11 protein-coding genes are annotated in these 12,723 nt (G+C 70.8%); 6 read left to right on the forward strand and 5 right to left on the reverse strand.

Going from position 1 to position 12,723, the window contains the following annotated elements; genetic code table 11:
* Positions 1-11 precede the first annotated feature (11 nt).
* From ABH941_RS28675 to ABH941_RS28690, 4 genes are read right to left on the reverse strand one after another with little or no spacing between them, the layout of a single operon-like run.
* Positions 12-1,457 carry a phosphotransferase gene (locus ABH941_RS28675; protein WP_370132448.1) on the reverse strand — a complete coding sequence of 482 codons (1,446 nt, stop codon included), beginning with the start codon at positions 1,455-1,457 and terminating at the stop codon, positions 12-14.
* Complete coding sequence (locus ABH941_RS28680; RefSeq protein WP_370132450.1) at positions 1,454-2,254, reverse strand: trans-aconitate 2-methyltransferase; 801 nt, start codon at positions 2,252-2,254, stop codon at positions 1,454-1,456. The genes ABH941_RS28675 and ABH941_RS28680 overlap by 4 nt, the downstream gene beginning before the upstream one ends.
* Entirely contained in the window at positions 2,251-3,720 is a 1,470-nt protein-coding gene (locus ABH941_RS28685; protein WP_370132451.1) for an MFS transporter, read from the reverse strand. The genes ABH941_RS28680 and ABH941_RS28685 overlap by 4 nt, the downstream gene beginning before the upstream one ends.
* A complete protein-coding gene (locus ABH941_RS28690) occupies positions 3,717-3,911 on the reverse strand; it encodes an isochorismatase family protein (RefSeq protein ID WP_370132453.1) in 195 nt (64 codons plus the stop codon). Before ABH941_RS28690 ends, ABH941_RS28685 begins: the two co-directional genes overlap by 4 nt.
* A 95-nt stretch (positions 3,912-4,006) precedes the next feature.
* Between ABH941_RS28690 and ABH941_RS28695 the strand changes: the two genes are divergently transcribed.
* Genes ABH941_RS28695 through ABH941_RS28710 form a run of 4 tightly spaced genes read left to right on the forward strand, consistent with a single transcriptional unit; the run spans position 4,007 to position 9,909 of the window.
* Positions 4,007-5,455, forward strand: coding sequence for a site-specific integrase (locus ABH941_RS28695; RefSeq protein ID WP_370132454.1), 1,449 nt, complete (start codon positions 4,007-4,009; stop codon positions 5,453-5,455).
* Positions 5,449-7,200 (forward strand): hypothetical protein, encoded by a 1,752-nt coding sequence (locus tag ABH941_RS28700; protein ID WP_370132455.1) that lies wholly within the window; start codon positions 5,449-5,451, stop codon positions 7,198-7,200. The genes ABH941_RS28695 and ABH941_RS28700 overlap by 7 nt, the downstream gene beginning before the upstream one ends.
* Positions 7,197-9,416, forward strand: coding sequence for a hypothetical protein (locus ABH941_RS28705; protein WP_370132456.1), 2,220 nt, complete (start codon positions 7,197-7,199; stop codon positions 9,414-9,416). The genes ABH941_RS28700 and ABH941_RS28705 overlap by 4 nt, the downstream gene beginning before the upstream one ends.
* A 1-nt stretch (position 9,417) precedes the next feature.
* Entirely contained in the window at positions 9,418-9,909 is a 492-nt protein-coding gene (locus ABH941_RS28710; RefSeq protein WP_370132457.1) for a hypothetical protein, read from the forward strand.
* A gap of 113 nt (positions 9,910-10,022) precedes the next feature.
* Here ABH941_RS28710 and ABH941_RS28715 read toward each other — a convergent pair whose 3' ends face one another.
* Positions 10,023-11,345, reverse strand: a complete 1,323-nt coding sequence (locus tag ABH941_RS28715; protein WP_370132458.1) for a tetratricopeptide repeat protein — start codon at positions 11,343-11,345, stop codon at positions 10,023-10,025.
* 168 nt (positions 11,346-11,513) lie between these two features.
* Here ABH941_RS28715 and ABH941_RS28720 point away from each other — a divergent pair, with 168 nt between their 5' ends.
* Together ABH941_RS28720 and ABH941_RS28725 are read left to right on the forward strand one after the other, a co-directional pair.
* Positions 11,514-12,164: an ATP-binding protein gene (locus ABH941_RS28720; RefSeq protein WP_370132459.1), complete on the forward strand. Its 651-nt coding sequence runs from the start codon at positions 11,514-11,516 to the stop codon at positions 12,162-12,164.
* A gap of 165 nt (positions 12,165-12,329) precedes the next feature.
* On the forward strand, positions 12,330-12,668 hold the full coding sequence (locus tag ABH941_RS28725; RefSeq protein WP_370132460.1) for a hypothetical protein: 339 nt from the start codon (positions 12,330-12,332) through the stop codon (positions 12,666-12,668).
* The last annotated feature ends 55 nt before the right edge of the window (positions 12,669-12,723 follow it).

A 12,723-nucleotide genomic window follows, 5' to 3' on the forward strand; every position in this document is an offset into this window, starting at 1 on the left:
GGCTAGGTAGTTCATCGGCCGCCGCCCAGACGCGGGGTAAGCGAAGGGGAGCCCGTGCGCAGACGGGCCAGCGTCCGCGTGCCGCGTTCGAGTAGTTCCAGGTCGCCGTGGGCGGCGCCGAACTGGATGCCGGAGACGGCGTCCAGCACCGTGTCGAGGGCAAAGCGCTCTTCTTCCGCCATCGTCAGAGCGCGCCCGTACCCGCAGAGGAATGCCTCGTAGAGCTGTGGCTGCCCGGCCCAGGCATCTGACAGCCGGACCAGGTCCCGGATGGCGGGGCCGGGCTCGCTGCGTTCGAAGTCGATAACCGACAAGGTGCTCGAAGCCGCGTCCCACAGCAGGTTCCGCAACTGGAGATCCCCATGAGTGGGCACCAGGTCGAGGGCGGGCAGGTCAGCCGCACCAGCGGCTGTCTCACGGATGAATTCCTCGTCGCCGGGCCGCAGGTGGCTGCGGGCACCGTCCAGGTGCCGCTCCAGTTTCCCGAGCGTGGACGGCGGCGAGGCGGCGGACTGGCCGGGGGCGCTGCAGTGGATCGCCGCGGTGAGCGCTCCGATGCGCTCGAAGATTCGGCGCTGCGTTTCGGGTGGATGGACGGCGCCGCGCAGGATGTGCCCAGGGACGGAGGTGACGACGACGGCCCGCAGCGCCGAGTCGGCAGCCAGAAGCGTCGGCGCCGCGGCGCCCAGGTTCGGCACCCAGGTCTTCAGGGCGGTCACTTCGCGATCATGGAAGCGGGTGAGGTGGTGGCGCTTCACGTACAGCACCCGCCCCTGACCGGTGGTGACCTGGAATACCGCGGTTCGCTCCTTGGTGTGTGAGAAGTCAACGACGTGTTCCACCAGCCCGGCGACGTCGGCCACCAGCGCGGCCAGATCGTCAGGCAGGTCGCAGGAGGCAGTGCTCCTCTCGGCGCCGGAGAGCGCCGGGGTGCCGGCCGGCCGAACCGTGGGCGGCCCCAGCGGCGGGGGCTCGGCGCCGGTCTGCGGGCCGGGCTCGGCTTGGGTGGGCCAGCCGTCGAGGGAGAAACTGAGACCTTCGGTGATGTTCGCCAGCGCCGCCGCGGTGTAGGGGACGGTGTTGGCCGGCAGAGTGTGCGGGTCGGCCCACAGGAGGCCGGCGCACTTCTCCGGCTCCTTGTTGTACGGGGTGCCGTTCCAGCGCAGGGCACGGAACACCACTCCGACCCGCCCCTCGCCAAGGGGGCTGCGATGGTGCACGAGATGGACGAAGTCCAGATCGTCCGGCGCTACGACGACACCGGTCTCCTCGAAGAGCTCCCTCGCCGCACCCTCGACCATATGTTCGCCTGCGTCCATATGCCCCGACGGGGGGCAGTATTGACCGTCGGCGTAGCCGGTGTTCGCCCGTTCCAGAAGCAGGACCTTGCCGTCCTCGCGCTGGAGTAGGACGTACAGGTCCACCACGCTGCGGTGGCGCTCGACAGCGGGGCTCATGAGCGGCCTGCCTGGGGGCGACGCGCCAGCAGCACGGTGAACACGGCGTCCTCGACCAGGGCGCCGTCCACCGCGTAGGAGGCCAGGAGCTCCAACGCCTCCTCGCGGAAGGCCTCGTGCCGGTCGCCGAACAACGACGGCGCAGCGAACGAGGTGCTGTCGAGGTAGCCGACGACGTTCAGTGGGCTCCACGTCCGGCGGAAGGGCACGGTGTGTTCGGTGACCTGGGAGAACGCGGACGCGGCCAGCAGGTCACCGTAGGGGCGTCGTTCCCCGCGGTAGGGGCCGTGCTCGCCGGCGCGTCGTTCCTCGCCCAGGTAGGACTGGATCAGGGTGCGCAGCGCCTGGGTCCAGGTGCTGCTTGCGGTCCACAGGCTGCCGTCGCCCATGACGGCGACATTCCCGGCCGGGGCAGTGACCGCGTCCAGCCGGTGCAGCACGCCGGGGTCCATCCAGTGGAAGGAGCGGCTGGCGGTGACCAGATCGGCGCGGTAGCCGGGGTGCGGGGTGGTGAAGTCCTCCGCGCGGCAGCAGTGGGCGCTCAGCGGGGTGTCGCCGACCAGCGGACCCAGCGTGCGCTGGGCTTCGGCCAGCATGTCGGCGTCTACGTCGACGATGTCGATGCGCGAGACCCACCGGCACAGGGCGGCTGGGACCTGCCCGGTGCCCGTGCCCAGGTCCAGCAGGGCCGGCCAGGGGCACTCGGCGAGCGTGGCGGCGAGCAGTTGCGTGACCTCGTCGGGAAGGCCGGGCCGGTAGGCCTGGTAGGCGCTGGCAGCGCCTCGAAAGATACTCATTCGCTCTCCTCGGTAGTGGTGGCCACGATGGCGGGGTCGATGCGGCGGGCTGACAAGTCGGGTGGGGGAGGGCCGGTCGGGCGGCCGCCGGTGAGGTGCTGGCCCGGCTGTGGGTCCTGCGGTGGCGTTGCCTGCGTGGGCAGACCGGCCCGGGCCGTTGCCCCCGGCCAAGGATCCGGGTCGGGTGCTGCGGGTGATGGGTGTCCGGGCAGATCGCGCAGGTGCCGAACGGGGGAGTGCCACAGGATCCAGAACGGGAGGATCAGGAACGCGGTGGTCACCACCAGCGTGGGGCGCAGCCCCACCGCGGTGGCCAGGACGCCCGCTGCCAGGGAGGCCACCGGCCGCAGCCCAAACGCCAGCCAGCTCCCGGTGGACTGGGCGCGGCCCTGCAGCTCGGGGGGAGCCAGGATCTGGCGGACGCTGCGGATCAGCCCGCCACTGGCAACGGCGCAGCCGACCTGCACCACCATGCCGGCCCCGATGGCCCACTGGCCCACCAGCCCGGGGCCGACCAGGAGCAGCGGGAGTTGGGCGAGCGGGAACAGGGCCAGCGCGGTCAGGATCACCCGGGCGGTGCCGAAGCGGGCGGCCAGCCGGCGGCCGGAATACCCGCCCACGACGCCTCCCAGGCCCCCGGCGCCCATCACCAGTCCGAAGACCTGCGCGGAGAAGTGCAGATTCCGCAGCAGGTACAGGCTCCAGATCGCGGAGCTGGCGGCCATCGCGCTGGCGGTGGCGGTGTTGGAGAGCACGAAGGACCTCACCAGAGGCGTACGCAGGGTGTAGCGCAGACCCTCGCGGATCTCGGTGAGCATGCTGGCGGCGGCGTCCCGCGGCGGTGCCGGTTCCGGGCCGCGGACTCTCAGCAGCAGGAGCGCGGAGAGGAAATACGACACCGAGTCCAGGGAGACCGCGCGCGCGGCACTCAGCAGCACGACCAGGGCACCCCCGGTGTTGGATCCGATCAGGTCGGCCAGACTGCTGACCGAGCCGATGCGGGAGTTGGCCTCCACCAGCCGGGCCCGACCGACCAGGCAGGGCACGTAGCTGACGGACGCAATGCCGCCCACCACCTGGAACGCGGCAACCAGGAACGTCACCGCGTACAACTGCAGCAACGGCGGCGTGCGGACGATGGAGACCAAGGGGAGCGTGGCCAGCACCACCCCGCTTGCCAGTTCGCAGCCGATGACCAGAGGCTTCTTGGCGACGCGGTCCGCCAGTACGCCCGCTGGCAAAGTAAATAGCAGCGGCGGCAGGCGGCCGGCCACCGCCAGGCAGGAGACCTGGAGCGTGGAGGCGTGCAGTTCCAGTGCGGCCAGAACCGGGATTGCCACCGTGGTGACGCTGCTTCCGGTGACGGTGACACCCTGCCCGATCAGGTACGACCGGAAGTTCCGGTCCCGCCACAGCGTCCCCGCCCTCGGCACGACCGCGTCCGCGGCAGGAGCCTGGGCTGTCATGCACCCTCCCGTAGCAGGTCCACGACCTCATCGGCTGTGCGGACGTCGCCGAAACTGCGGTAGACAGCCGTGAGGGATGCAGAGTGGGCGGCATCACTGTAGGTGGCGCACGCGTCCGCGACCATGATCGCCCGGAGGCCGGAGGCCGCGGCGTCGCGCACCGTGGACTCCACGCACACTCCCGTAATCACTGCTTAGTTACCGTGTCTCTTTCTCGGTCCGGAGCATCCTGGGGATCAGGAATATCTCTTGCACTTCTCCGTGTCCCATAACTAGGCTCACGGCCATGCATCTGATCTTCTTCAACGCCGCTGACTGGGAGAGCTGGGGCCTGGATGGGCGACCGCTGATCCCGCAAGGCATGCCCATCTTGGTCGACGACGATCTCGTCTTCGAGGAGGCTGGCACGCTGCGGCCCGCGGCGGTGGCGAACCTGTGGTTTCGCGAGCTGCCGTTGAACGGTGCTCGCGGCCAGAAGACGTGGAAGTCATACGCGCAGGCCGTCCGGAGCTGGATGGAGTTCCTGGCCACGGTGAACGTGGCGCCGTTCGGTGAGCGGGCGACGCTGAGGGCCGCCCTGTCGGCCTTCTCAGAGTATCGGTTCGCTGGTCCGCTCAAGGCCCGTTGGGATGAAGGGACTTGGACCCAGAACATCAACACGGTCGCACGCTTTTACGCATGGGCTGTCGAGGAGGGCCACTGCCCGGAGGTCCCCTTCACCTACGTGACCGTCACCCGCTACACCGAGGCCGGGCCGCAGTCGGTGCGACGGAACACAGCCTCGATGCGGCGGGCCAAGCCGCACGTGACGGTGAAGTACCTGGAGGCCGACTTCAGCGAACTGCTCATGCGCGCTCTGGGGGGCCTGCGGCCAGACGGCACACCCGACGGCTTCCGCGGGCACCATCTGGGACGCAATGCCGCGATGGGTTCCCTGGTCGAGTCCAGCGGCCTGCGCGCCCAGGAGTTCACCCACCTGCTGACCTACGAGTTGCCGAGGCCAACGGCCCGGCGGAGCGAGGTTCCGGTCCGCTTCCCGCTGGCCGCTCAGATCACCAAGGGCAAGAAGCCTCGCACCACTTGGGCGAGTTGGGACGCGCTGACCGAGATGTGGCAGTACATCGACCTGGACAGGCAGGCGCTGACTGCTGGCCGCGAGTACCGGCCCGATCCGCGCCTGGGCGAGCCGCTGCTGGTCACTGAGCCGGACTGGGAGGGCGGCAGGGTCTACGGCCGCCGGACGTCCTGGCGCAAGCTGACCTTGAACGAGCGGCTGCGGCTGGTGACCCCGGAGGGGACTCCAGCGATCATCGCGCTGCAGTCGGACGGCTCTCCGTTCGTGGACTGGGCGACGGTCCTGCGGCGGACCTCGGAGCGGATCAGGCGCGACTTCGAGCCGCGCTTCCCGACGGTCTCGCCCCACACCCTGCGGCACACGATGGCCATGGCGACGCTGGAACGCCTGGTCAAGGGCCACTACCAGCGGGCTGCCGCGCTGGTGGCGGACACCGATGAGAACGCCGCGCTGGCGCTCTATCTGACAAAGGAAGATCCCATGCTGGTACTGCGCGACCTGCTCGGACATACGAGCGTGCTCACCACGGAAATTTACGTCCAGCGCCTGGACGTCCAGCGGATCTACCGGGATCTGTACGGCGAGGCGGGCCGAGCGGCCGGCCTCGCCCAGGCCGAAGCCGAGGCCGAGTTCGAGGACGAGGGGGACGAGCCGTGGTGACGCGAGTCGAGACGGAGCCGTTGCGGGTCGAGTTCTCCTTCCCCAACGGCACGCAGTGGACCGGGAAGCTGGATACCTGCAGCAATCCGGCGCTGGCCGAAGGGCTCGCCCGGGGCCTGGTGGAACTGGTGCACCCGCTGGGAGACGTGAAGCATAAGCGGACCGCCGTTGGGTTGCTGGTATCGCTGCGGCGGATGGTCGAGGAGCTGGCGGAGTCCGGGTTCCACGGCGGTGTCGGTGACCTGCGCAAGAGCCACATGCTGACGTACTGGTTGGGCTCCACGGCCTGGCGGGTCCAGCGCACCCGCCGCCTTCTGCAGGGCTGCGGCATGAACGTGGACGCGGATCTCCGCATCTACCTGGCGGGCAACACCGTCAAGGCGATACCGCGCACCAAGCCGCTGGAGCCCTACGACGAGGACCAGTGGCTGAGGATCGAGTCCTTCCTGCGCGAGCGGCTGCAGCAGGCGGCGAGGGACCAGCGCGAGGTGATGGACCTGGCCGGGCTGGGTCCTGACCCCAGTGACCAGGGGCTGAACCGGCAGAACCTCGCCTGGCTCCTGGCGGAACGCGGACCGATCGGCCTGGACGTCGTGGCTGAGGTCCTGGGAGTGCCCTACGGGCGGTTCCAGCCCTCTCGCGGAGGCGTGGGACCGATGTTTCTGCAGGTCCGATCCATGATGTTCCCTTCGGTGGAACTCGCGATGGCGGCGAGGCTCCTGTTCGGCGTCTACTGCGGGGTGGTGCCCGACGGCATCCGTGACCTGGGCCTGGAGGACTTCACCTGGACCGGGGACCGCACCGCGATCATGGAGTACATGAAGGGCCGCCGGGCGCTGGAGTCGGTGAACCTGCCAGCACGGGCGATCCGGCTGTTCGAGCGCTGGTGCGAACTGTCGACCCACCTGCGGACGTTCGCCCCCGACGCTGTCGCGGACGACCTGTGGATCTTCCACGATCCGCACCGGGCGGGGGCCGCTCCCGGGCAGCGGGCGGTCCTGTCCTTCGCCGTCCAGCAGGGCAGTGGCGGCAAGTCCCGTCGCGCGCTGGGACGCCAGATGGGTCTCGTCGACGAGGCGGGCAAGTCGGTCCCGCTGCACACGGCCCGGATCAGGACGACCTACACCAACATGCTGGCCCGGTCCGGCTGGAGCGGCCGCACCCGGATCGACCCGAACCACTCGCGGGCGGTGGAGGGCGGCCACTACGTCTCGACCACCACCCCCGCGCAGACCGAGTCGGTCGAGACGGTCATCGAGGACGCGCAGGCCGACATCCTGCGCAGGCGGCGCCCCGCGCTCGTGCTGACGGACGAGGAAGCGGCCCTGGCGGCGGCGACCTACCCCGACGAGATAGCCCGGCTGGGCCTGGACGGAGACGAGCTGGCCGCGTTGCTCGGCAGCGAGATGGACGTCTTCACCGCGGCCTGCGCCAACCAGATGTCGGGGCTGCACGGCCCGAAGGGCAAGCCCTGCCCGGCCCGGCCGTGGGTGTGTGTGCTGTGTCCCCTGGCGGTGTTCATGCCCCGGCACGCACCCAACCTGCTGCGGCTGAAGGCGTACTTCGCCCGTCAGTCCCGGCAGATGACCGTCGACCAGTTCCTGGCCGTGTTCGGCCCCTACGCCGACCGGCTGTCGCACGACATCCTGCCGCGCTTCGAGGCCCGGGTGCTGGAGGCGGCGGCGGGCCAGGTCGGCGACGACGACTCCGAACTTCCGCTTCGTCCCGAGGAGGTAACCCAGTGACCACCCCCGTCCGTCAACTGACTGTCACCACAGCGGCCGGGCCGATCCCGGCTTCGTGGGCTGCGGCCTCGCCCTTCGCTGGACTGGATGTGTGCGAGGCGGCAGGCTGGGAGGTCGCGCCGGGCCAGCCCAGGCCGTGCTTCGACGAGGACCGGTGGGACACCAGCGGGTCGCTGGAGTACCCCAAGAAGGTGCCCGCCAGCTCCAAGGTCTTCGACTTCAGCGAGATCGTGAACCCCGCCATGCGGCTGACGGCGAAGGAGTTCATCTTCGCCCTGATGGCGCCCGAGCATGACCTGGTCATCGCCCTGCCCCATGCCCGCCGGAGCCCCGCCAAGCCGACGTCGGCGTTCAACGTGACCAAGGCGACGGTGCGCTGGATGAACTTCGTCGCCGAGCAGGGGCTGGCCGGCCTGGACCAGGTGATGCAGGAGCACTGCGACGCCTACCTGGCCTTGCGCCGCATCCGCGAGAGGACCGACAAGGGCACCGGCCCGATCAGCGCGGGCACGATGGTGACCATCCTGACCCCGGTCCACGGGCTGGCCCACTACACCGAGCTGTTCTCGGCCGACGCCTACCGGCCGGGGTTCACCCCCTGGCCCAAGCACACGATCAAGCAGGTGGCCCAGGACGGGACCAGCGAGCACAGCCCCACCCCGCCGGTCGCCGAGGAGGTGTTCCAGCCCACGGTCGCCGCGGCGCTGTATCTGGTTGAGACGGTCGGCCCGCTGCTGGCCGCTGAGTTGGAGGCGGTGCAGGCCGACGCCGACGCCCGCGAAGACAAGAGGAAGGTGCGGCCGCCCTGGCCCGAGGTCACCACGGGCGACAGGGCCAGGCTGGCGGCCGTGCTGGACGAGTACATCACTGCTGGTCAGGCGCTGCCGCAGTGCATCAAGACGACACTGGGCAAGCGGCTGGGCCGGGGCTGGCATGCTGAAGACCCGCTGCTGAGGCTGGACTTCCTGCCGGTGCTCTGGAAGGCACTGGACCGCCCGACCATCAGCGACGGCCTGGTCGAGGAAGTCCGGCCCTTGTTCGAGGCCGCCGTCGCCAAGGTCGGCATCCTGGGTCCGTTCGGTCGAGACGCGGCCCTGGTGCCGCGCGCGGACGAGCCGCTGGCGGAGATCCCCTGGACGCTGCCGGTCGCGGGAGACGAGGTGCGGTTCCTGAAGAACATCATCTTGGGTGCCTGCCGGGTCCTGGTGGCAGCCCTGAGCGGGATGCGGGCCAGCGAGTTGGACGAACTGACCGCAGAGTCGCCCCAGCCTCCGGTCACCGTTCGAGGCGGAACGCAGCGCTTCCGGCTGGCCAGCAAGCTCGTCAAGCGGCAGCCCCTGCGGGGTACCCCGGAGGAGTGGGTGGTTCTGGAGCCCGCCTACCGGGCGGTCCAGCTCGCGGCCCGTCTGAACCGCGCCGAGGGCAACGCGGCGGTGTTCGCCAACTCCGCGATGGGCACCCTGCACGCTCAGCTGCGTGGATGGGTCAACGGGCCCGAGGGTCAGCGGCTCGGACTGGCTCCGATCCCGCCCGGCCCGGTCAACGGCCGGATGCTCCGCAAGACGCTGGCGCTGGAGCTGGCCCACCGGCCGGGCGGCCTGCTCGCGGCAAAGATCCAGCTCAAGCACATCACGGTGGTCACCACCGAGGGCTACGCGATGCGTCCCGGCGGTTCCCAGGGCACCCTGCTGGCGGACATCGCCAGGGCCGAGAAGGACCACCGTCTGCAGCTGACGGCGGCGGCGTTCGAGGACTACCGGGCCGGGCGGATGCCCGCCGGACCGGGTGCGCGGGACCTGATCGCCGCGTTCGCGCACATCGACGCGGAGCTCAAGGAGCACGAGGCCGGGACCGCGACGGTGCTCGACAACGAACGCCGGCTGGAGAACCTGCTGCGGAAGCAGTCCAAGAGCCTGCACCTGCAGGCCGCGAACTACTGCTGGTTCCGCGATCCGTCCAAGGCCCTGTGCCTGAAGCTGGCGGGCACCCCCTCCGCGTCGGCGCCGCTGGCGGGGATGTGCGACTCCGCGCGCTGCCCGCAGGCCACCCACCATCCCTGCCACCTGCCGGTATGGCAGAGTCAGGCCGATTCAGGGAAGGTCTTCCTGGAGAATCCGCGCTTCCCGAAGGGCGAGAAGATCCGGATGGTGCCGGAACTGGAGCGAGTCCAGCGGATCGTGGACGAGATCATCGCCGCCGACGCGGCAGGAGGGTGAGATGGCACGGATCAGCGATGACGCACGCGGCCGGAACGAGGGCGCGATCCGGGCGGCCATGGACCGGCTGCTGCGAGGAGAGCTGCCGCAGGCGGGCAAGTGCGATCTGAAGACCCTCGCTGCCGAGGCCGGGGTGACCCGCACCGGCTTCTATCCGAAGAAGAACCGAGACGGGTCCAGTCGGCCGGGGCCTTACCAGCACCTCGCTGAGGAGTTCGAGCGGCGGCTGGCAGTGCTGCAGGCGGCCGGGCAGGTTCTCGATCCCCGCGAAGGGCAGATCGAACGACTCAAGGGCGAGGTCGCCGAGTTGAAGGAGCGCGTCGAGAAGCGGGACGCCGAACTGGCTGAGCTCAAGGCGTTCCGGACCACGGCCATCTCCCGGCTGGCCGCCCAGCAGGCGGAGATCGTCCGGTTGCGCGGACGGGAGACGGGCAGCGCGTCCAACGTCCTGGCCATGTCCCGGCGGCGCGGAGAGGTCCACGACCCGCCGTGACGCCCTACCGGGCCCGGTAGGGCGAGGTAGGTGGACGGTAGTTTCCGCAGGTCAGGGGATGGTAGGTCGCAAGGTAGGCGGGTTCGGCTACCTCCAAGGCCGCGGGGGAGGGGTTAGGCGAAGGTGGCGGCCCGCTGGTCCAGTTCCTGGGCGGCGGGGACGGCCTTGAGGCGGTTGAGGCGGGCGCGCATCTCGGCGACGGCCTCGGTGACCTTGATGGAGCGGATGCCCTCGGCGGTGTCGAGGAAGTCGTTCCAGGTCGCCAGGGCGGCGTCGGTGTCGTCGCGGCGAAGGTGGACCTGGCCGAGGTCGGCCAGGACGATCGCGCGGGTGCGGCGGCGGTCCAGGCCATGGATGTCCAGGGCGTGGTGGAGGTGGTCCTGGGCGGCGTCCAGGTCGCCGAGCTGGGCCAGGATCATGCCGGTCTCGTGCGCCCACCGGCCGACGTCGTAGTGGGCGGCCCAGGACTCCCCCGGGGTCTTGGGGGCGTTTTCGATCGCGCCCTGGGAGGCGGCGAGCGCGGTGGTCGCGGTCTTGCGGTCGCCGTCCAGGGCGGCGGCGTTGGCCAGCGTCGCCTGGTAGTAGGCCACCGCGCGGGGGTCCTCGATGGCGCCTGCGTAGTGGACGCACTCCTCGGACAGGCGCACGGCGGCGGCCCGGTGGCCCAGGTCGATCGCCTGCACCGCCATGCCCCGCAGGGCGGTGGCCGACAGTTCCGGGTCGCCGGCCTCGGCGGCCAGGCGGAAGGAGTGCGCGTAGTACTGCTGGGCCAGGCCCTGGTTGCCCTCGTCGCCGGCCATCCACCCGGCCAGGTGGACCAGCTGCGAGGTCGCCGCGAACAGCTCGCGGCCGGTGGCCGCGGAGTAGTTGCCGTCCAGCCACGGGGCGACGTCCTGGGTCAGATAGCGCACGGCCAGGTGGCGGGCGTGTCCGCCGCCCAGCTCAGAGGCGGTGTCGCCCAGCGCGGTGGTCATCTGCCGGATCGCCATGACCTCGCCGCGACCGACGTTGACCGGGGCCCCGGAGGCGGCGGCGCGGGTGCGGCGGGTGATCGCTTCCAGGTCGGGCAGGGCTAAGGCGGCGAGCGCATACGCGCTGGTGGCGGCGAGAAACTGCCGTCGCTCCAAGTCCAACCCTCCCAACCGGATAACTGAGGCCACGCTATCGCCGGACGGGGCTTGCTCGATGCCAGGATCGGGCACCGTGACGGCTGTTCTGACTGGTTCTGGTCCCAGTCTGAGGACCTTCATCAAGTACGGCATCCAGTATTCCGGCACGCGGGTTCCGCGTTCCCACCGGTAGACCGATCCGCGGTCCAGACCGCGCGGACCTCGGCCCTCGGCGATGCCCAGCTCGCGGGCGAGCTTGGCCTGGCTCCAGTCGCGGGCCGTGCGGGCGGCCCGGATCCGCTGGCCGAACGTGATCTCCGGTGACACCGCGCCTCACCTTCTGGCCTACACCTGGCCTACACGGGTCTACAGCCTGGCAGCTCTTTTCAGCCGAGATACGGCCGTTGACTAACTATCAGCCGATCGGGGCGCGACCGATACCCCGCCCGGCCAGGCCGACAACGCCCCTTCGCCCGCTGCCCGGAGGCCACCGCCATGCCCGCGCACCAGATCCGCTTCCTGATCCCCCGCCGCCCCCGGCTGGTCGCCATCACCCGCAACCGCGTCGCCGCCCAGGTCCGGGCCTGGGGCACGGTCCTGGACCAGGAGACCGCCGACACCCTGGACCTGCTGGTCAGCGAGCTGGTCACCAACGCGGTCCTGCACACCCGCAGCCTGCTGATCACCGTCGGCGTCCAGTTGGAACGCGGGCGGCTGCGGATCGAGGTCGACGACGACAGCACCGCCCCGCCCACCGGGACTGCCAGCGACCCGCTGGATGCCTGGCAGGACGAGTCCGGACGCGGAGTCCACCTGATCGCCGAACTGGCCGCAGGACACGGCTGGGAGCCCCTGCACCGGGGCAAGCGGGTCTGGTTCGAGCTCGTCGTCGCCGAGCCCACCCGGACCCGGGCCAGGGCCGCGCTGCTGCGGCGGGCCGCCCGCGCGGTCCGCCGCAGCCCGCGCTGGCCTATAGCGGCCCGATCCGTGATCCGCCGGGGATCTGTCGCCGTTCCGCTCCGCCCCCGGCCTGATCCAGCCGACGCCCTGATCGCCCGCCGCGCGGACGGATCGCCGGTCAGATCGCTGACCTGCGGCGACCGGATCAGACGGATGCTCGGCAGCCAGGGCCCCATCGCGGCCTGACCCCTCGAACTCCCCGTCCCGGCCGCCTGGGGTTACAGGCCGAGGCGAGGGGCGGCGGCCAGAGGCCGGCCGCCGGGCGCCCGCCGCGCACCCGTTCCCCCCGAGCGGAGGCGGCGGGCGCCGCCCGAAAACCCCTGACCAGCAACAACCAGCGAAGGAGGAGCCGTGACCGGGCCGACTGAGACACCGCAACTGCCGTTCCACATCGGGTTCGACTCCGCGACCGGGCAGCTGGTGCTGTCGATGACGTTCGGCGTCCCGCCCAAGCAGACCGTCAAATCCCAGGTGATCCGCACGCTGGACCAGGTCGCGGTCGAGATCGCCCTGCACCGGCACGAGGCCCGACTTCAGCACCTGCTGGCCCAGCACCTGGCCGACGCCGCCGTCCGCCATTTCGGCGCGGACCGCGCCCGGCTGGAGGCCGCGGTCCAGGCCCTGTCCGACCCGGACAGCACCACCCCGGTCGGCCGCATCCTGCGCGGCCCCGCCGCCACCAGCGGCTGACCGTTCCCCAGTCCCCTGCCCGGTCGCGGTTCGTGGCTCCCCCACGGCGGCCGGG

Source organism: Streptacidiphilus sp. EB103A (assembly GCF_041261405.1).
Taxonomy (GTDB): Bacteria; Actinomycetota; Actinomycetes; order Streptomycetales; family Streptomycetaceae; genus Streptacidiphilus.